Genomic DNA, 19,869 nt, shown 5'->3' on the forward strand with positions numbered 1-19,869 from the left:
TTAAAAAAAAGTCATTATTTTATAATAAATTGATTATTAAACACTTAAAACAAAAATATTTTCAACTAGGAGACTTCAATCCCTGGTTTTCCTCATTTGAATAGGAGTAAAATAGAATGATGAAACGATGCAGTCTAAACAATAAATTTATTTAGAATCATCGGAGAAAAGTAGTTCAGCTAAACGCTCGTCTCTGATATAAATGTCGTTGTAAAAATTAATTTCTCCCGAATCATTTACCCAAGCGGTAAAATAACCAATGTGAATTGGAATTTTCTTTTTCAGGATGTAAACTGTTTCTTTTTCGCCTTTCATGGCCTCATTGATGCGTTCGATTGGCCAATCCGGATCGTCTTTTAAAATCAAAAGAGCCAAATCTTTCGCTTTTTCAATATTAATGCAGCCGTGACTGTACGCCCGGTACTCGTATTGAAACAAATCTTTAGACGGCGTATCGTGCAAATAAATAGCATCAGAGTTTGGAAAGACAAATTTAACCAGTCCCAAAGAGTTTCTGGGGCCGGGTTTTTGTCTGGGATTCCCATTGTTCCATTCGATATTATGGATAGTCATATAGTCTTCGTTTAAAGTCATTAAATCCTTTAATTCATTTTCAAGGATGCTTTTTGGAATGTTCCAATAAGGGCTAAACACTATTTTAGTTATACTGCTACTGAGAACGACTGTTTCGGTCATGTTTTTCCCTACAAGTATTTTTGATTCTAATATATTTACACCATCTTTTTTATAAAAGAGTTTATAGGAAGGAATGTTTATAATGATGTGTTCGTCTGCTGTAGTAAGCTTTGGGTTAATCCATCGGCAACGCTCCATGTTTGCTATTATGGTTTTAATGTATTTCTCGATGGGAATATTCATGCGTTGAATGTGCTTGGCTGCAATGAGATAATCTATTTTGTAGCCATTTCTTTTTTTATAATTCAAGATGCCTTCCATTAATTCGGCATCGTACACATTGCTTTTTGAGTCCTGCTTTAAATCTCCCGTAACGGCAAGTCGCTGTCTTATTTGTCCAATGGTTTTAGAGCTGTCTTTTGGTTTGAATATTTTTTCCAAAGAATCTATTGCTATGGGATTCCAGTCCCCATTTTTCTCTATTTGGCGGTATTTTTTTAAAACTTCGCGCAGTTTGTAATATTGCCCAAATAGTTGTTTTTCGTTTTTATTTAGTAGTTTGGGATCAATTAATAAAGAGTCTAAAAGATTTTCATAGGACAGATTCTTTCGGGGTAAAAACCATCCCATTTCTTCTATTTTTTCAGTATCAATTCCTCGGTATACTTTTTTAGCATAAAAAACATACATGGAAGAGAGTATCAGTTCTGTTTCAGCTTGGGGTAAATCATTTGAATTAGTATCATTAAAAACAGCATCAATTTTTTCTTTATATGCGATTTGGGATTTTAAACCTTCTTCTTCCAGTTGATTTACTTTGGAGTATAACAAATTGGCAAATTCAATGAGCCCTTTTTTATCAAACCAAATGGTGGTGTAATTCCGTTTTTTGTACAAAGCAGTAACGTCCGACTGGTATTTTTTTAAATTGGGATATTTTTTAAAAAAGCGGATAATATTGTCTCGATCAATGGAGTCTATGGGCTTATCGGCAGTCGATTTTTGAAAGAAGTGCAGGGCAAAAGCAATCATTTTAGCTGTCTGATTTTCATTTCTGTTGTGGTAAACAGTGACAAGCGAAAAGCCAAATAATATTACTGCTATGGATAAAAAATATTTTCTCATGGCATAATTATTTATATAAAGGTAAAGAAATATATTCTTGGTAAAAAGTGAATTAACAACGCGGTTTATTTTAAAATACTTATTTAGAGTGTGTTGTGTTAGTTTTATGAGTTTATTTGCTTCGGTTAAATTAAGGGAATAATGAAAAAACAACAGTGCTTATGGAAGACTTTCTTATAAATACAGACCAAGCGAAAAAATAATTTTGCAACTGTGATGGTTTTCGGAATGATTTTCTTCATTTTTTCTCCAGCAAGCCGTTCGGTCTTATATATTTCCTTAATTTTGCCGAAATATTCTGAAAAAGTGGGAAGCAAAAATAAATTAAAAAGGTTCAAGGAAAACGAAACATTCGATAACGTTTTTCAACCAACGAGAGAAGAAGTAGTAGGAGATTTATTTCCGCTTAGAGGCAAATGGAATTCGGAATTCTTCAAAAACGAAAATCCATTAGTGCTGGAATTAGGCTGTGGAAAAGGAGAATATTCAGTAGGTCTTGCCGAAAGATATCCAAATAAAAATTTTGTAGGAATTGATATTAAAGGAGCGCGTTTCTGGCGTGGTGCCAAAACTGCTGTTGATACTGGATTGCATAATGTTGCTTTTATCAGAACTCAAATTGAATTAATCAACCACATTTTTGCTGAAAATGAAGTGGACGAAATCTGGATTACTTTCCCGGATCCACAAATTAAATACAAACGCACAAAACACAGAATGACGAATTCGGAGTTTTTGCAATTGTATAAAAAAATTCTTAAAAAAGACGGTGTCGTAAACTTAAAAACCGATAGTGAGTTCATGCACGGGTACACTCTTGGGTTGTTGCACGGTGAAGGACACGAAGTTTTATATGCCAATCATAATGTGTATGTAAATGAGGGAAGTCCGGAGGAAGTGACCGCATTTCAAACTTTTTATGAAAAACAATATTTGGAAATTAACAAAGCAATTACGTATATTCGATTTAAAATTAAAGAATAATTTTGTTTCTTTGATCCTTGTATCTTGACTATGAATTTAATTACTTCCTTGTTTTTGGGCTTCGTTACAGCTTTTGTAGGGATTACGCCTCCGGGATTGATCAATATGACAGCCGCCAAAGTGAATCTGAAAGAAGGAAAGATTAGCGCTTATTGGTTTGTTTTAGGAGCGGTAATTGTAATTTTTTCCCAAGCGACCTTAGCAATATTGTTTGCAAGGTACATTGAAGGTAGGCCTGATGTAATTGTTTTACTGCGGGAAGTGGGATTTGCTATATTTTCAGTATTAACCATTTATTTCTTGCTGATTGCCAAAAAGCCAAAAGCGAAGAAAGGGAAAATCAAAAAGAAGAGCACTTCTACTCGTTTTTTTCTTGGGATGTTGCTTTCTGCACTTAATTTTTTTCCCATTCCATATTATGTTTTTGTAAGTGTCACTTTGGCTTCTTATAATTTGTTTGTGTTTGATATTTCCCATGTTTTTATTTTTGTGACCGGTGTGGTATTGGGATCTTTTTTAGTTTTTTATTTATACATCACTTTCTTCCAGAAAATAGAGAATAAAACGGATTATATGATGAGAAATATGAATACCATCATAGGCAGTATAACAGGATTGATCGCATTAATCACTTTAATTAATATTATTCGATATTATTTGAGGTAGTTTTGAACAGCATAAAAATACTGTTTTATCTGATTTTATAAATATGTCAAACGACAACTTTTTTGAACGTGTGTACACCATCGCCAGACAAATCCCTTATGGAAAAGTCACTTCTTATGGCGCTATAGCAAAGGCTTTAGGAACTGCTCGTTCTGCTCGAATGGTGGGTTGGGCAATGAATGCTTCTCATAATCTTGAAGATGTTCCAGCACACCGTGTGGTCAATAGAAAAGGATTGCTCACCGGGAAACTTCATTTTGACGGAACGAATCTCATGCAGCAATTATTGGAGAACGAAGGTTTAACAGTCGTTGAGAACCAAATTATGGATTTCGAAAAACATTTTTGGCAACCGGAAGTTAGGATTGAGTAGTCTGTAAAAGTTCAATGCATCAGCTTTTTATGGTCAAAAGCGGTATTTTCGCTAATAAGCGCCCTCAATTTCTTCATCAATAAATGCAATGCAAATTCTTTATAATAAGAACTTTTCATAGTATCTTTGTAATCTGAAGTCAGTTTAAATAAAGATAATATTCGGGCACTAAAATGCCAATAGAAAACAGTAAACTAAAAATGAAATTAGACAGAAAAGACATTCTTAAAGCTTTAGAAACGATTACTATAGCTGGAGAAGGAAAAAATATGGTTGAAAGTGGCGCAATAGCAAACGTAATTACTTTTGGCGATGAGGTTGTAGTAGATTTAGTATTGCACACACCGGCGATGCACATTAAAAAACGTGCTGAAGACGATATCAAAAAAACAATTCTTGAATTAGTATCTCCGGATGCTAAAATCAAAATCAATAGTAAAGTTGAGGTTCCGGACAAACCAGAAATTAAAGGGAAATCAATACCAGGAATAAAAAATATCATAGGTGTAGCATCTGGTAAAGGTGGAGTAGGAAAATCTACTGTAACTGCAAATTTAGCGGTGTCACTAGCTAAAATGGGTTTTTCAGTAGGAATCCTTGATGCCGATATTTACGGACCGTCTATGCCAATCATGTTTGATGTAGAAAATGAAAAACCAGTTTCTGTAACAGTCGATGGGAAATCAAAAATGAAACCCGTTGAAAGCTACGAAGTAAAAATTCTTTCGATTGGATTTTTTACAGCACCAAGTCAAGCGGTAATCTGGAGAGGACCAATGGCTTCAAAAGCGTTGAACCAAATGATTTTTGATGCAGACTGGGGAGAGTTGGATTTCATGTTAGTCGATTTGCCACCAGGAACAGGAGACATTCACCTTTCAATCGTACAATCATTACCTATCACAGGTGTTGTAATAGTAAGCACGCCACAAGCAGTAGCTTTGGCCGATGCCAAAAAAGGAGTTTCTATGTTCATGTCAGAAGCGATAAATGTTCCTGTTTTAGGAATTATTGAAAACATGGCGTACTTCACACCTGAAGAATTGCCTGAAAATAAATATTACATCTTTGGAAAAGAAGGAGCCAGAAATCTTGCTGAAGATTTAGAAGTTCCATTTCTTGGCGAAGTGCCAATCGTGCAATCCATTCGCGAAGCAGGAGATTACGGTCGTCCGGCAGCGATGCAAACTGGTTCAATTATAGAAACTGTTTTCGAAGAAATCACCAGAAACGTAGTACGCGAAGTAATAAGCAGAAACGAAAGTTTACCTGCGACTGAGGCTGTTAAAATCACAACCATGGCCGGTTGTTCCCCAGTAAAAAAATAGAATTTAGAAAGTTAAATGATTTTTAATCTTTCAATTTTTTAATCTTTCAATCTTTAAATAAAGAATATGACAACAGAAGAATTAACAATAGAAGTACAAAAAGCACTCGAAGAAATTAGACCTTTTTTGAACTCTGACGGTGGCGATATTACTCTTATATCCATCGAGGACGACAAACACGTAAAAGTGCGACTCGAAGGCGCTTGCACTAGTTGCAGTGTAAACCAAATGACACTAAGAGCCGGTGTAGAAACCACCATTAAAAAGTTTGCACCACAAATAGAAACTGTTGTAAATATTCTATAAATTTTTGGGCGTGCCCCTTTTAAGAAAAAAAGCTACCCAAATAATGGGTAGTTGCCTTTTTTCTTAAAAGCGTTTTTTTTTTGAGAGTTAGCTATAGGAGGTAGTTTTTTTATTCTAAAAGTACTAGATGGCACTGGCTGTCCTCCTCTTAATCTCAAATCTCACGCAAATTTGCAAACCCACAACTCATAACTTATAACTCACAACTGATTTATGGATGTATTAATAAAAATTAAAGACAGAGAAGGAGTAGTGCATGAATTACAGGCTCCTACAGATATGGCCATGAATATTATGGAATTGTGTAAAGCCTATGAACTTCCTGTAGAAGGAACTTGTGGCGGAATGGCCATGTGCGCTTCTTGTCAATGTTATGTTCTGAATGATGTTGCATTACCGGAAATGGGAGATGATGAAGAGGCGATGCTTTCAGAAGCATTCTACGTAAAATCAAACAGTCGTTTGGGTTGCCAAATCCCAATCACGGAAAGCCTCGAAGGATTAGAACTGGAGCTAGCTCCTGAAAATTAATAAAAAAGCGTTTGCCTCGGCAAACGCTTTTTTTAGCTGTAATCTTTTAGATTGGTTGGGCCTTCAAGAACTTCTCTTACAACCTGCAGAATGCCATTCTCCTTTGTGTCGATAAACCATTTTATAAGTGTTATCGTTCCATTTACAATTTCAATTCCGGTGATACTTCTAGGATGTACACAACTTCCGTCATTGAAGTAGGGGGTCGTGTTTTGACTAGGGTACGAAAAACTAGGACGATGCGTATGGCCCACAATAGTAATTTTCCGATTGTTGTTCTCAATCCATTTTTTGATGCGCAGTTCGATTTTTATCCGTTCTACATAATTTTTAGCGGGGCTTGTGGGATCTGATATCCCCCAAATTTGTAACGGTTTCCATAAAATGCGCACCATAAACCTATTGATTTTCCAACCCACATAATTCATGAAATCGGCTTGGTGACCGTGGGTTAGAAATAATTCTTGCTTGGTTTGCTCATGGACTAATACGATGGCTTCGTGGCATTTTATGCCGGTAAATAGAGGCTCAATTCTGTCGTTTTGTGTGTTTGTATACGTAGTAAGCGTTTTTTCTACGTGATCTTTATCCCGAAAAGTCATTTCGTGATTACCCCAGATTTTATGGTACCTATTGGAATCATGAAATTTCTTTAGTAAAAGATAGACGTTTTTGTGTGCTTCAAAAATAGTTTTAAAAAAAATATTCTCCCATAATTCATCTCCGTCACCCAACTCACAATACGTAAAGCCATCGTTATAATATTGAGTCATTGCATGAAAATAGACGTTTCGATTGCTTGCAAAATCATCAGCAAAACTGTTGTCACTTCTGTGGCAGTCACTAAAAAGGATAAATTTTGATTGATTGTCAAAAGGAATTCTTTTAGCTTCTTTGTAAGCTCTTGTTAATCGTTCTTGGGAAGACATTTATTTATTTTAAAAATAAAGATAAAAAAAATAGCCAAGAAAGCTATTTTTCTATTGATACTTCTTTTACGGGATTGTTTTTAATTGTTTATAGCTTTTGCTGCTTTTGATAAAATTTGCTCTATAAATAAAGAATACGCTAGTTCAGAAGGATGTAATCCGTCTTGAGCAACAAGGTTTTTGTTTGTTAAGCCTTGTCTGGTGATGCCTGTTGTGTTTATAAATACTATCGCATTATCATCGTAATATTTTTTTGCAAAAGCATTATACTGATCTATTGCTGTAGAAATTATTTTTTGGTTTCCCGATGCTTGACCAAAAGGAGTATAAGCGTAATCTGGAATAGAAACCACAATTACATTTGTTTTATCCCCTTTTGCAAGAGCGATAGCTTTGGTCACTAATTCAGGGAATTCTTTTTCATACAACGAAAAAGGCTTATTTTGATATTGATTGTTTACACCAATTAATAACGTGACTAAATCATAATTAGAAGTTGGATTCTGTGTGTTTATTGCCAAAATCAAGTTGGAGGTAGTCTAGCCGGTTTGTGCAATAATTTTCTAAGAATAAGTATTGGTCACATTCCAATTGCCTAAGCTTTTGGATACTTGTGCGGGGAATCTGCAGGTTTCACATACGCTCTGTCCGATAGTGTAGCTGTCTCCAAGGGCTAAATAACTATAGGATTTGGCATGTGTTTGCGGAACTGTAACTATTGTAGTGGGAGGTGTTTCAGGAATTGGGCTTTCAGTACAACAACTCGCCATAAAAAGCAGTAAAAATAACGCAACGATTACTTGGAATTGTTTTTTCATTATTTTGAAATTTGATATAATTCATTTCTAAATAATAGTTGCGTTTATTCGGAAGTATGGGTTTAAGCCAATGCTACATTCATCATAATTGTTTCTTCGATAGCATCCCAAAGTCCGATGCGCTTCTCTAAGGCTAAAATTGAAATTTCTTCTACATCCGACCATTTTTGATCATCAGTTCCACAAAGTTCTGTAATCATTTTCATGGCCATTGGTCCGTGTTCGTCAGCATCCAATTCGATATGTCTTTCAAAATAATAAAGGAGTTTACTCAAATCCGTTTCAGGGAGATTTGCTTGAAAATTTTTCAGAATTTCAGTGAACATGCTTGGAATCAAGTCTTCTCTTCCAAAAGTGAAAGCTGCTGCGATTTCATGGGATTTCCCTTCTTCAATAACTCTGAAAGTAAAGTCTAAAAAAGCTTTGATATTGGGGTGCAGATTACTGGTTTTAATGGCAACAAATATGTTTTTGAGCGAGTCTACTTCGGATAAAAAATGTTCTATTCCAGCGGTATTTGCTCCACAAGCTTCCATTGCTTCAATATACATTTCATAATGACTTTGGCGACGGCCATCCATTGTCAAATCAGATTCTTCAGCGAGGACTATTTCGTTTATCAAATACCTGGTTTCAGGATTTTCTGTAGCGAACCAAGGAGTTGTGGTGCATGTTAATTTGGACTGTAATGCTTTTAACAATGACATAAAATCCCAAACTGCATATACGTGATTTTCAAGGAAGGACTGTAAGTCCTCAATTGTTTTTACTTTTTTATATAAAGAATGTTGTAACAATAGTTCTTTTTGGGACTGAATGCTATTGTTGATTGTTTCAATATTCATAAGTGGTATTTTTATGTAAATATAAAAAAGCTTCTTGTTTCCAAGAAGCCTTTTCAATCAATTTTATAAATACTTTAATAGTTTTTGATTACTATTTAAAAGCTGGAATTCCAGTGATATCCATTCCGGTAATTAACAAATGGATGTCATGTGTTCCTTCATACGTAATTACGGATTCAAGATTCATCATGTGACGCATAATGGAATACTCTCCTGTAATTCCCATTCCACCTAGCATTTGTCTGGCTTCGCGGGCAATATGAATGGCCATATCCACATTATTTCTTTTGGCCATTGAGATTTGGGCAGTTGTTGCTTTGCCTTCATTTCTCAAAACGCCTAATCTCCAAGTCAATAATTGAGCTTTGGTGATTTCAGTAATCATTTCGGCTAATTTTTTTTGTTGCAATTGAGTTCCTGCAATCGGTTTATCAAACTGGATTCTTTCTTTTGCATAGCGCAGTGCCGTGTCGTAACAGTCCATGGCTGCGCCAATAGCGCCCCAGGCAATTCCGTAACGTGCTGAATCAAGACAGCCAAGCGGTGCTCCCAATCCAGATTTATTGGGTAATAAGTTTTCTTTTGGTACTTTGACATTGTCAAAAATCAATTCTCCTGTTGAAGAGGCACGAAGCGACCATTTGTTGTGTGTTTCCGGAGTTGTAAAACCTTCCATTCCGCGTTCTACGATTAAACCGTGAATTCTTCCTTCTTCATCTTTTGCCCAAACAATAGCAATATCAGCAAAAGGTGCATTTGAAATCCACATTTTGGCACCATTTAATAAATAGTGGTCGCCCATATCTTTAAAGTTCGTAATCATGCTTCCAGGATCTGAACCATAGTTAGGTTCCGTTAATCCAAAACATCCCATGTATTCTCCTGTAGCTAACTTAGGTAAGTATTTTACGCGTTGTTCTTCATTTCCGTATTTCCAAATTGGATACATCACTAAAGAGGATTGTACGGATGAAGTGGAACGAACGCCAGAATCGCCACGTTCAATTTCCTGCATGATTAAACCATACGATATTTGGTCTAAACCGGCACCACCGTATTCTTCTGGAATATAAGGGCCAAAACCACCAATTTCGCCCAAACCTTTTATGATTTGTTTTGGGAATTCCGCCTTTTGAGCATATTCTTCTATAATAGGAGATACTTCACGTTTTACCCATGCCCGGGCAGATTCGCGCACTAGTTTGTGTTCTTCGGTTAGTAAATCGTCTAAGTTATAATAATCTGGAGCTTGAAATAAGTCTGGTCTCATGGTTAGTTAATTTTTATGTGATGCAAATTTACATAAAGAAATATAACAAAAGCATTAACAAATGTTATATTTTTACGAATTCGATTCGTAATGAATTCGAGTGTCTAAAGTACGACTAAAGGTTCAATTAAATAGGAAACTATGAAATTTTGGGAATTGTGATAAAAACAAGTTTTTTACTTCTTGTAATAAAATTATTTGTTATTTAGATAATCATAAATTTGTAGGTTTGTATATTGGTAAAATTCTGTAATTGATACCTAATTTGCTAATGATTAGAATTAAATCATTGTATTTCATTAACTAAAAAGTTGCCCTTAAACATGGATATGATCTTAAAGCGAATTACATTAATTCTATTTGGTTTGTTAGCACAAGTCTCAATTTCTCAAACAAAGCAAATAAAATTAAAGTTAACAAGTGATGCTAACACCTTTAACTTAAATCAGTATGAGTCGGATTTAAGACCTTTGTCCTATACTGATAATTTCATAGGGATCCCTCTGTTAGATTCCTTAAGGTTTCATTTCGTGGCAATTGATTATGTTCAAAATACTTTCGATCTGTTTAAAAATAATAAAATCGAAAAGAAAAGAGCGCTTGAATATTTTAGAAAATTAAAAATAGATACGCTAACCTTATCGCAAAAGAAAATTGATCAAGAACTAATTATACTAATAGGGTTTAAAAAGAATAAACAAATACTAATTGCAGATACCAATAAGAATAAGGATTTTAGAGATGAAATTAAATATGAATATGAAATAAATCAAAATGCTGACGAGGAGGAGGTTTTGGTGAATAGTTATTTACCTTCAGTTTATAAATTTGAGTATTTTGAAAATAATCAAATTAAAAATTTTGAAAGAAAGTTTATTTTATTACCTGATAGAGAGAATGCAATATCCCAAAAGATTAGTAAAGAAGATGTTTCTTATTTATCCTTTATTAAATTCGTAGATGCTTGGGTAGGTAAAGTAGATGGTTATGAATTTTATTTTTCTGATTTTCATGTTAAAAGTCAATTCTATGTTAAAGATAAAAACACTAATTTTTCAGCAGATTTTGTTTTTAATAATCAGTATAAATATTCCTTCAAAGATACAATTACTATTAATAATTCAAATTACACCATTAAAAGACAGTTAAAAATGGATTCTTTGTATCTAAATCCAATCAAAAAAGAGGCTGTGAAACGATTTGTAATTGAGAATAAAATATCATTACATTATTCTTTTACAGGTTTAGATAACAATAATTTTATCCTTAAAGATGTTTTAAAAAATAAAGATTTTTTACTGTTAGAATTTTGGGGCACTTGGTGCGGACCTTGTGTCAAATTTAATCCACAAATTAAAGAATTTTATAATATAAACGAAAAAAAAATTAGTATTCTTGGCATTGCTGTTGATAAATCGAATGAAAAAGTATTAGAATATGTTATAAAAAATAATGTCAAATGGCAACAAGCTTTTATGAAATTAAACACTAGTGATAATTTTATAATGCAACTAAATATAAAGGCTTATCCAACAATCATTTTGCTAGATAAAAAAGGTGAAATTAAATTTGTTGGTGCTGGAGATAAGATTTCCTTAGAGTTGATTACTAAAATAATTGAGAAATAATTTGCGTTTTGGTGTTACATTTATTTAGAATCTTTCATTGTTCGCTTTTATGACACTTACATTTTTATATAAAAATCCTTTGTCATTTCTATATATTCTGGGGTGTATTGGTGTCTTGAAGTTTCGATAATTAATTCATCAATTGTTATACTGGTATTTTCATTTCGGCTTAAAGCCAATAAACTGCGTTTAATTTCTGTAGTTGGAGTTCCTTTTACGCGAGTGATTTTCAAAGGATATAATTGATAATCTTTGGCTAAAGCCAAGAAATTTTCTTCTTCTTTAAAAGGAATGACTACTGAGAATATTCCGTTTTCAGAAAGTAATAAAGCAGCCGCTTCAACCAAATCTTCAAAAGGCATGGCGTCAGCAAAACGAGCTAAATCCCGTTCTTCATTCCCGGATTTGTAGTCATCGGTATAAAAGGGAGGATTGGAAACAATTAAATCGTACTCGTCTTCTGGTTCTTCTACAAATTCGTCTAAACCGGCATGAAAACAAAATAAGCGATTACTCCAGGGAGAGTTTTCAAAATTATCAACAGATTGTTCGTATGCTTCTTCGTCTATTTCTAAAGCATCAATTTGTTCTGCGTTGCTTCTTTGTGCCAGCATCAAGGCGATTATGCCTGTTCCGGCTCCAATATCTAAAATGCTGAATGGGTTGTTTTCAATGGGTGTCCAAGCGCCAAGTAAAACGCCGTCGGTTCCAATTTTCATTGCACAACGATCTTGTTCTATTGAAAATTGTTTGAAATTAAACATGGGAAATTTTGATTTCAGATTGTAGATTAACGATTTTTGATTTCGGATTTTTTGTAAATGCGGATTTACTGGATTTCAATAAATAGTGTCGTCTAATGAAGTCTTTGATTTTATCGATTAACCGAATAAACAAATAACCGATTAGACTTTTCTAAAGGTACATTTCGATAAGTCCTTCGGGTAAATCCATGATGACTTTTTTGTTTACCCTGTCGATTTTTACAAGGAAATGGTCAATCATAGGAATGAGGATTTCAACATCACCGTTTAAAACTTCAAAAAGAGGTTGGGCAGTAGTGTCATTTATGGATTGAATTTTTCCAACTACACCAAGGCGTTTGTCTTCCACTTCGAAACCAACTACTTCGTGGAAGTAGAATTTATTGCCGGTAAGTTTTGGCAACATATTTAAGGGAAGATAAATGGCGTTTCCTATAATGGCATCGGCATCTTCTTCGGTATTCATATCTTCAAAACGAATTCTAAGAAAGTCGTTTTTGTGCAAGGAGCTACTTTCAATAAAAAAAGGAACCAAGTGTTTGTTGCATTCAACAAACACTGATTCCAAGTTTTCGTATAACTCAGGTTCATCCGTGTCTAAATAGGCAAGAACTTCCCCTTTGAAACTAAATTTTTTAGCGATTTTACCTAAGTAGAAACAATCTTCTTTACGCATGTTCGCCTTCTAAAATTATGCTTCAGTTGTTTCGTTATTTTCTTCTGCAGCGGGAGCTTCTTCAGCTTCAACTTCAGCAACTTCTTCTTCAACAGCAGGAGTTGCAGCAGCGATAGCATCAGCTTCTGCTTGAGCAGCTGCGGCTAAACGTTTAGCATTAACATCTTGTTCTGCTTTGAAAGCTTTAGCTTTAACATCAGCTTGCGCTTTTGTCAAACCTTCTTTTTTAGCATCAACTTTTCCAGATTTTGCTTCTAACCAAGCAGCTAATTTTTCGTCAGCTTGTTCTTGTGTTAAAGCACCTTTACGGATACCACCATCAAGGTGATGTTTCAATAAAGCTCCTTTGTAAGAAAGAATTGCTTTTGCGGTATCAGTTGGTTGAGCACCATTGTGCAACCATTTTACTGCGCTATCAAGGTTTAATTCGATAGTTGCTGGGTTCGTGTTTGGATTGTAAGTACCAATTTTTTCTAGGTATTTACCATCTCTTTTTGAGCGTGCATCTGCAGCTACAACCCAGTAAAAAGGTTTTTGTTTTTTACCGTGTCTTTGTAATCTAATTTTTACTGACATAATCTTTTGATTAAATTTTGAGGTTCTCGACCTCGATTAATTAAGGGTGCAAAGATACATTTTTTATCGTTAAATGCTAATTTGATTGGTATTTTAATGAATGGTAACGTTTTAGGTATGACTATTGTTCTTATTTATAGTACAATTTTATTTTTTTCAGGTCTAATGTCATACTTTTGTTTCTCTAAAAGATGCATTTATGAAAAAATATTTTTTGTTTATTGTCGTACTTTTTTCTTTAGTCTCTTGTGAAGAAGATATTAGTTTTAATAATCCCTCACTTCAAGGTATGAAAGATAATGTATTTTGGAGAGGGGTGCAATCCAGAGCAACATTAAGTCCTAATGGGTCTTTGCTTATAGAATCTTTTACAGCAAATGAGACTTTATCCTTGAAAACTACTGCTACTACAGCTCAAACGTATTTTTTAGGAACCAGTGAGTCCAAAAAAGCGATTTACACAGTAACGGACGCTACCAATGGTTTGGTTACTTTTTCTACAGGCTTTGGTATAGGAGAAGGGCAAATTGTGATAACGAAATATGATGCGATTAATAATACCATCACTGGTACTTTTAAGTTTAGTGCTAAAAATACTAATAGTAACTCCTTAGCCAGTCCTACTGTTAATTTTCAACATGGAGTTTTTTACAAAGTTCCTGTAGTTAGCTCTCTGGCTCAATAGTTTGCGGGGATTTAGTTTCCTAAAAGACTTTAAGCATTTGCTTTAGGATGTGCTTTTCCTTCTTTTTTTAAAATAAAATCATAAATAAGCTAATATATAGTAGATTAGAGAAAAATAATAGTACATTTGTTCTATTATTTAAATAAGTACATATGAATATTTTTGTTGGAAGCCTTCCATTCAGTATTGAGGAAGCAGATTTAAGAGAGTCTTTCGAGGCTTATGGAGCAGTTGATTCAGTTAAAATAATTACTGATAAATTTACTGGAAGAAGTAAAGGATTTGGTTTTGTTGAGATGCCAAATGATGACGAAGCTCAAAAAGCAATTGACGAATTGAACGGAGCTACTGTTCAAGGACGTGCAATCGTAGTAAACAAATCTGAGCCTAAACCAGAAGGTGAAAGAAGAAGTTTTAACAATAACAGTCGTGGTGGAGATTCACGCGGTGGTTATGGTGGTGGAAACAGCCGTGGTGGAGACAACCGTGGTGGTGGAAACAGAGGAGGATATTAATATTTTTTTCTAGCTATAAAAAAAGGTGTCAATTTATTGACACCTTTTTTGTTGTTTATTATTTTGTTTAAAGTTGAGTAAAAGCTAAAAGTGAGTGTTGTTTTTTCAGGTTGTAATCTTAGCTATTACTCAATTTATAAACAAAAGAAACTTTATAGATTAGCAACTAACCAATCTCCAACTTCACTAGTTTTATACGCTTTTGCATCTTTTCCAGCTAAATCCTCTGTTACAATTCCTTGTTCCAATGATTTGTTAACGACTGCTCTAATCGCTTCTGCTTCTTCTTTTAATCCAAAAGAATCTTCAAACATCATCGCAGCAGATAAAACAGTTGCTAATGGATTCGCAATATTTAATCCTGTAGCTTGTGGATACGATCCGTGAATAGGTTCGTACAATGAAGTGTGTTCTCCTACAGATGCTGATGGCATTAGTCCCATAGAGCCTGATATCACGGAAGCTTCATCCGTTAAAATATCACCAAATAAGTTTTCTGTAATCAAAACGTCATACGAATTTGGCCATTGTACTAAACGCATTGCTACAGCATCAACAAATTCATAGCTTACAGTTACTTCAGGATAATCTTTTTCCATTGCCTGTACGGTTTCTCTCCACAAGCGGGAAGTTTCCATTACGTTTGCTTTGTCCACACAACATAGTTTTTTAGTTCGGGTCATCGCCAATTCAAAACCTTTCTTGGCTAAACGTTGTACTTCTGCTCTAGTGTAAGTACACGTGTCATAAGCTGTTTCGCCATCGTCTTTCCTTCCTTTTTCTCCAAAATAAATTCCTCCGGTAAGTTCTCTTAAAAAGATCAAATCTGTTCCTTCGATACGTTCTCTCTTCAAAGGAGAATTGTCAATCAAAGATGGAAATGTGAAGGTTGGACGCACATTGGCAAACAAACCTAATTTTTTTCGCATCAACAATAAACCTTGTTCTGGACGAATTGGTGCGCTTGGATCATTATCGTATTTTGGATGTCCAATGGCTCCAAACAAAACAGCATCAGCTGCCATGCAAATTTCATGGGTTTCGTCAGGATAAGGAACTCCCACGGCATCAATGGCGCAAGCTCCAGTAAGTGCAGGTGTCCAAGTGATTTCATGGTTGAATTTTTTTGCAATAGCATCCGAAACTTTTACAGCTTCATTGATTACTTCGGGTCCAATTCCGTCTCCGGCTAAAAGGGCTATGTTAAATTTCATTAGGTCTATTTTATATTAATATATTTCTATTTATTATTGGACTGCAACCACATTCAACATTTTCTGGGTTGCTATAATTGCGGCAACGGTTTGGTCTGAATCCAGTCCTCTGGTTTTGAATTCTTTGCCGTTATTTGTCCAGGTAATTATGGTTTCGCATAAAGCATCAGAACTACTTCCTGGAGGAATTCGCACGGCATAATCGATTAATTTAGGTAATTCTAAATTTTTGCTTTTATATATTTTTGCCAATGCATTCATAAAAGCATCAAATTGCCCGTCACCTTGTGCATGCTCTTCAATGACTTCCCCATCTATTTTTAGAGATAAAGTGGTCGATGGACGCATGCCTTTTGCATGAGATAATATGTAGGACTCAACAATAATTTTTTCCTGATAGGTTTGACTGTCTAAAACATCTGAGATAATATAAGGCAGGTCTTCCTTAGTGACAGTTTCTTTTTTGTCGCCTAGTTCAATGATGCGTTGGGTGACTAATTTTAAGTCTTCGGGATTTAATTTTAATCCTAATTCTTGAAGGTTTTTTTCGATATTGGCTTTTCCGGACGTTTTTCCTAAGGCATATTTTCGTTTTCTTCCAAAACGTTCCGGAAGTAAATCATTAAAATATAAGTTGTTTTTGTTATCACCATCAGCATGAATACCGGCAGTCTGTGTAAACACATTGTCGCCAACAATAGGCTTGTTGGCAGGAATTCTATAACCCGTAAAAGTCTCTACTAATTTACTTACGGAGTATAATGATGATTCTTTTACACCGATTTCTATTTGTGGAAAAAAGTCATTAATTACAGCAACTGTGCTTTCAAGTGGTGCATTTCCGGCGCGTTCTCCCATTCCGTTTACGGTTACGTGAAGTCCTTGGATTCCTGCTTTTACCGCTTCCATTACATTTGCGATGCTTAAATCATAGTCATTATGGGCATGAAAATCAAAATGGGTATCTGGGTATCGTACTATAATTTTCGAAATAAATTCAAAAGTTTCGGAAGGAATCAAAACGCCTAAAGTGTCCGGTAGTAAGACTCTTTTTATCGGTTGCTTGGTCAAAAAATCTAAATATTGAAAGACATATTCAGGTGAATTGCGCATTCCGTTACTCCAGTCTTCCAGATAAACATTCGTTTCAATATTGTTTTCTTTAGCTAATGCTATTGTTTGTGCAATCTCGGTAAAATGTTGTTCGGGTGTTTTTTTTAATTGATGTGTTAAATGATTGAGTGATCCTTTGGTTAGTAAATTCTGAACTTTAGCTCCCGTTTTTTTCATCCAATCTATTGAAAGTCCACCATCTACAAAGGTTAAAACTTCGATTCGGTTACAGTATTCTTTCTCATTCGCCCAAGTCATAATCCCTTTTACACCCTGAAACTCTCCTTCGCTTACACGTGCTGAAGCAATTTCGATTCTATCAATATTTAATTCTTCCAGCAACAATTGCGCAATGGTTAGTTTTTCTGCAGCAGAAAATGATACTCCTGAGGTTTGTTCACCATCACGGAGTGTCGTATCCATTATTTCAATTTTTCTTTTTTTCATTATAAATTTGATGCTAAAAGTGGTTTTGACTTCGGTAATTCGAAATCTTGTCGTTGAGTTTTATAAAAAAGTAAAGCAGTTATCTAGCTTAACAATACTATTGAGCTTGAGATAACTGTATTTTTATTGTTTCTAGTAAGGTAGTTTATTGGCAAACCCAACAATTTCTTCTTTGATGTTTTGCAAATAATCAATATCATCAAAACCGTTAACCATATTGTCTTTTTTATATCCAGAGATATCAAAAGATTCTTTTTGGCCAGTTGCTTTTAATGTAATGGTTTGTTCCGGAAGATTGATTTCCAATTCTGTTTTTGGATCAGCTTCGATAGCCTTAAAAATAGTTTCGGCAAATTCTGGACTCACTTGTACTGGCAAAACACCAATATTTAAGCAATTTCCTTTGAAGATGTCTGCAAAGAAACTAGAAACAACGGCACGGAATCCATAATCGTAAACAGCCCAAGCTGCGTGCTCTCTTGAAGAACCCGAACCAAAGTTTTTTCCGCCTACTAATATTTTTCCACTGTAAGTTGCGTCATTCAATACGAAATCTGCTTTTGGAGTACCATCTCCATTGTATCTCCAGTCTCTGAAAAGATTGTCTCCAAAACCAACACGTTCGGTCGCTTTCAAGAAACGTGCTGGAATGATTTGATCGGTATCTACATTTTCTATAGGTAACGGCACTGCGCTACTGGTAAGGATATTAAATTTATCGTATGCCATTGTGATTTATGATTTATGATTAGCGATTGCTGATTTTAGATTTGCCGTGAGGAAAATGGAATCGTAAACGTTAATATTATTTTGTGTAATCTAAAATTGTATATTGTTAACTAAATGATGTAAAAGACATCTGTGATTTATGGACTAACGAAATCGGATATCAAAAATCGTTACTCTACATTCAGTAATCTTTTAAAACAAATCTCTAGGATCTGTTAGTTTTCCAGTAACTGCAGCAGCAGCAGCCATAATTGGACTTGCCAATAAGGTTCGTGAACCGGGACCTTGACGACCTTCAAAGTTTCTGTTGGATGTACTTACTGCATATTTTCCAGCCGGCACTTTGTCATCGTTCATGGCCAAACAAGCTGAACAACCGGGCTGACGCAATACAAAACCAGCTTCAGTTAGAATGTCTAACAATCCTTCTTCTTTAATTTGAGCTTCCACTACGTGAGAACCTGGAACTAACCAAGCGGTAACATTAGCTGCTTTTTGTCGTCCTTTTACAATTTCTGTAAAAGCTCTGAAGTCTTCAATTCTACCATTGGTACAACTTCCCAAGAAAACAAAATCAATTGGTTTGCCAATCATTACGTCATTTTCTTCAAAGCCCATGTAGGCCAAGGATTTTTTATACGTTTCGGCGCCACCTTCTACTTGGTTAGCACTAGGAATATTTTTGGAGATACCAATTCCCATTCCAGGATTCGTACCATACGTAATCATCGGTTCGATATCTGCAGCATTGATGTTTAATTCGGTATCAAAAATTGCATCAGCATCCGTTTTTAATGTTTTCCAATATTCAACTGCTTTTGTCCAAGCTTCGCCTTTTGGAGCGTATAATCGTCCTTCAAGGAAGTCGAATGTTTTTTGATCCGGAGCAATCATACCACCACGAGCCCCCATTTCGATACTCAAGTTACAAACGGTCATACGGCCTTCCATAGACATGTTTTCGAAAACATTTCCAGCATATTCCGCAAAATATCCGGTACCTCCAGAAGTGGTTAACTGAGAAATAATATAAAGTGCAACGTCTTTTGGACCCACACCTTTGCTCAATTCACCATTTACGTTGATACGCATTTTCTTTGGTTTCGGTTGCATAATACATTGTGTCGCCATCACCATTTCAACTTCCGAAGTTCCGATACCAAAAGCAATAGCGCCAAAAGCACCATGCGTAGAAGTATGAGAATCCCCACAAACAATAGTTGCGCCTGGTAACGTAATTCCGTTTTCAGGACCTACTACGTGCACAATTCCATTTTTTTGATGACCTAATCCCCAATGCGAAATACCATATTCTGCTGCGTTGTCTTCTAATGCCTTAAGTTGATTGGCAGATAAGGCATCTTGAACTGGTAAATGTTGATTTATAGTTGGGGTGTTGTGATCCGCAGTAGCAAAAGTACGCTCTGGATATAATACTGAAATTCCTCTTTCTTTTAAACCTAAAAAAGCTACAGGACTAGTAACTTCATGGATGAAATGACGGTCAATAAAAAACACGTCTGGTCCATCTTCAATTTTACGCACCACGTGCGAATCCCATACTTTGTCAAATAATGTAGTACTCATTTTAATATGTTTTTAATGTATTTTTTTATAGCCAAGTTGGCTAAGATGATAACAATGAAAGCAAAACTAAAAAAACAATCAAGTCTTTATTTGTCAATATTCCATTATATACGATACCCAAAAT

At 35.0% G+C, this 19,869-nt stretch carries 22 protein-coding genes; 9 read left to right on the forward strand and 13 right to left on the reverse strand.

Features of this window, described 5'->3' with window-relative positions; genetic code table 11:
• Window positions 1-147: 147 nt before the first annotated feature.
• Window positions 148-1,761: a L,D-transpeptidase family protein gene (locus ACNQGD_RS05735; protein ID WP_417998616.1), complete on the reverse strand. Its 1,614-nt coding sequence runs from the start codon at window positions 1,759-1,761 to the stop codon at window positions 148-150.
• 306 nt (window positions 1,762-2,067) lie between these two features.
• Here ACNQGD_RS05735 and trmB point away from each other — a divergent pair, with 306 nt between their 5' ends.
• From trmB to ACNQGD_RS05765, 6 genes are all read left to right on the forward strand, one after another.
• On the forward strand, window positions 2,068-2,745 hold the full coding sequence (trmB, locus tag ACNQGD_RS05740; protein ID WP_417998641.1) for a tRNA (guanosine(46)-N7)-methyltransferase TrmB: 678 nt from the start codon (window positions 2,068-2,070) through the stop codon (window positions 2,743-2,745).
• 30 nt (window positions 2,746-2,775) lie between these two features.
• Window positions 2,776-3,411: a LysE family transporter gene (locus ACNQGD_RS05745; RefSeq protein WP_417998617.1), complete on the forward strand. Its 636-nt coding sequence runs from the start codon at window positions 2,776-2,778 to the stop codon at window positions 3,409-3,411.
• 43 nt (window positions 3,412-3,454) lie between these two features.
• Window positions 3,455-3,784 carry an MGMT family protein gene (locus ACNQGD_RS05750; protein WP_417998618.1) on the forward strand — a complete coding sequence of 110 codons (330 nt, stop codon included), beginning with the start codon at window positions 3,455-3,457 and terminating at the stop codon, window positions 3,782-3,784.
• A gap of 200 nt (window positions 3,785-3,984) precedes the next feature.
• Window positions 3,985-5,112 carry an Mrp/NBP35 family ATP-binding protein gene (locus ACNQGD_RS05755; RefSeq protein ID WP_417995537.1) on the forward strand — a complete coding sequence of 376 codons (1,128 nt, stop codon included), beginning with the start codon at window positions 3,985-3,987 and terminating at the stop codon, window positions 5,110-5,112.
• 66 nt (window positions 5,113-5,178) lie between these two features.
• A complete protein-coding gene (locus ACNQGD_RS05760) occupies window positions 5,179-5,418 on the forward strand; it encodes a NifU family protein (RefSeq protein ID WP_073205171.1) in 240 nt (79 codons plus the stop codon).
• 213 nt (window positions 5,419-5,631) lie between these two features.
• The gene (locus ACNQGD_RS05765) at window positions 5,632-5,949 is read left to right on the forward strand and encodes a 2Fe-2S iron-sulfur cluster-binding family protein (protein ID WP_035668621.1); all 318 of its coding nucleotides are present in this window, start codon (window positions 5,632-5,634) and stop codon (window positions 5,947-5,949) included.
• 32 nt (window positions 5,950-5,981) lie between these two features.
• Here ACNQGD_RS05765 and ACNQGD_RS05770 read toward each other — a convergent pair whose 3' ends face one another.
• The 5 genes from ACNQGD_RS05770 to ACNQGD_RS05790 form a co-directional block, all read right to left on the reverse strand.
• The gene (locus tag ACNQGD_RS05770) at window positions 5,982-6,878 is read right to left on the reverse strand and encodes a serine/threonine protein phosphatase (RefSeq protein ID WP_417998619.1); all 897 of its coding nucleotides are present in this window, start codon (window positions 6,876-6,878) and stop codon (window positions 5,982-5,984) included.
• A gap of 80 nt (window positions 6,879-6,958) precedes the next feature.
• Window positions 6,959-7,399, reverse strand: coding sequence for a GDSL-type esterase/lipase family protein (locus ACNQGD_RS05775; RefSeq protein ID WP_417998620.1), 441 nt, complete (start codon window positions 7,397-7,399; stop codon window positions 6,959-6,961).
• A gap of 42 nt (window positions 7,400-7,441) precedes the next feature.
• A complete protein-coding gene (locus ACNQGD_RS05780) occupies window positions 7,442-7,696 on the reverse strand; it encodes a hypothetical protein (RefSeq protein ID WP_417998621.1) in 255 nt (84 codons plus the stop codon).
• 62 nt (window positions 7,697-7,758) lie between these two features.
• Window positions 7,759-8,541 (reverse strand): DUF3050 domain-containing protein, encoded by a 783-nt coding sequence (locus ACNQGD_RS05785; RefSeq protein ID WP_417995533.1) that lies wholly within the window; start codon window positions 8,539-8,541, stop codon window positions 7,759-7,761.
• A 91-nt stretch (window positions 8,542-8,632) separates the two neighbouring features.
• On the reverse strand, window positions 8,633-9,811 hold the full coding sequence (locus tag ACNQGD_RS05790; RefSeq protein ID WP_417995532.1) for an acyl-CoA dehydrogenase family protein: 1,179 nt from the start codon (window positions 9,809-9,811) through the stop codon (window positions 8,633-8,635).
• A gap of 323 nt (window positions 9,812-10,134) precedes the next feature.
• Here ACNQGD_RS05790 and ACNQGD_RS05795 point away from each other — a divergent pair, with 323 nt between their 5' ends.
• Complete coding sequence (locus ACNQGD_RS05795) at window positions 10,135-11,439, forward strand: TlpA family protein disulfide reductase (RefSeq protein ID WP_417998622.1); 1,305 nt, start codon at window positions 10,135-10,137, stop codon at window positions 11,437-11,439.
• Window positions 11,440-11,495: 56 nt separating this feature from the next.
• Here the strand turns inward: ACNQGD_RS05795 and ACNQGD_RS05800 are convergent, their stop codons facing one another.
• The 3 genes from ACNQGD_RS05800 to ACNQGD_RS05810 all read right to left on the reverse strand — a co-directional run bounded on the left by ACNQGD_RS05800 (window position 11,496) and on the right by ACNQGD_RS05810 (window position 13,455).
• Window positions 11,496-12,203 carry a tRNA1(Val) (adenine(37)-N6)-methyltransferase gene (locus tag ACNQGD_RS05800; RefSeq protein WP_417998623.1) on the reverse strand — a complete coding sequence of 236 codons (708 nt, stop codon included), beginning with the start codon at window positions 12,201-12,203 and terminating at the stop codon, window positions 11,496-11,498.
• Window positions 12,204-12,354: 151 nt separating this feature from the next.
• The gene (rimM, locus tag ACNQGD_RS05805; RefSeq protein ID WP_417998624.1) at window positions 12,355-12,879 is read right to left on the reverse strand and encodes a ribosome maturation factor RimM; all 525 of its coding nucleotides are present in this window, start codon (window positions 12,877-12,879) and stop codon (window positions 12,355-12,357) included.
• A 15-nt stretch (window positions 12,880-12,894) separates the two neighbouring features.
• Window positions 12,895-13,455 (reverse strand): 30S ribosomal protein S16, encoded by a 561-nt coding sequence (locus tag ACNQGD_RS05810; protein WP_417998625.1) that lies wholly within the window; start codon window positions 13,453-13,455, stop codon window positions 12,895-12,897.
• 199 nt (window positions 13,456-13,654) lie between these two features.
• Between ACNQGD_RS05810 and ACNQGD_RS05815 the strand changes: the two genes are divergently transcribed.
• Together ACNQGD_RS05815 and ACNQGD_RS05820 are read left to right on the forward strand one after the other, a co-directional pair.
• Entirely contained in the window at window positions 13,655-14,140 is a 486-nt protein-coding gene (locus ACNQGD_RS05815) for a DUF6252 domain-containing protein (RefSeq protein ID WP_417994074.1), read from the forward strand.
• A 152-nt stretch (window positions 14,141-14,292) separates the two neighbouring features.
• Window positions 14,293-14,655 carry an RNA recognition motif domain-containing protein gene (locus ACNQGD_RS05820; RefSeq protein ID WP_099713722.1) on the forward strand — a complete coding sequence of 121 codons (363 nt, stop codon included), beginning with the start codon at window positions 14,293-14,295 and terminating at the stop codon, window positions 14,653-14,655.
• Window positions 14,656-14,807: 152 nt separating this feature from the next.
• On the opposite strand, the gene leuB is transcribed toward ACNQGD_RS05820, so the two are convergent.
• The 4 genes from leuB to leuC all read right to left on the reverse strand — a co-directional run bounded on the left by leuB (window position 14,808) and on the right by leuC (window position 19,745).
• Window positions 14,808-15,869, reverse strand: coding sequence for a 3-isopropylmalate dehydrogenase (gene leuB, locus ACNQGD_RS05825; RefSeq protein WP_417998626.1), 1,062 nt, complete (start codon window positions 15,867-15,869; stop codon window positions 14,808-14,810).
• Window positions 15,870-15,902: 33 nt separating this feature from the next.
• Entirely contained in the window at window positions 15,903-17,429 is a 1,527-nt protein-coding gene (locus ACNQGD_RS05830) for an alpha-isopropylmalate synthase regulatory domain-containing protein (RefSeq protein WP_417998627.1), read from the reverse strand.
• Between the two features lie 132 nt (window positions 17,430-17,561).
• On the reverse strand, window positions 17,562-18,158 hold the full coding sequence (gene leuD, locus ACNQGD_RS05835; protein WP_282713835.1) for a 3-isopropylmalate dehydratase small subunit: 597 nt from the start codon (window positions 18,156-18,158) through the stop codon (window positions 17,562-17,564).
• Window positions 18,159-18,350: 192 nt separating this feature from the next.
• Window positions 18,351-19,745, reverse strand: a complete 1,395-nt coding sequence (gene leuC, locus ACNQGD_RS05840) for a 3-isopropylmalate dehydratase large subunit (RefSeq protein ID WP_417998628.1) — start codon at window positions 19,743-19,745, stop codon at window positions 18,351-18,353.
• Between the last annotated feature and the right edge of the window lie 124 nt (window positions 19,746-19,869).

This window comes from Flavobacterium glucosi (assembly GCF_048286535.1).
Taxonomy (GTDB): Bacteria; Bacteroidota; Bacteroidia; order Flavobacteriales; family Flavobacteriaceae; genus Flavobacterium.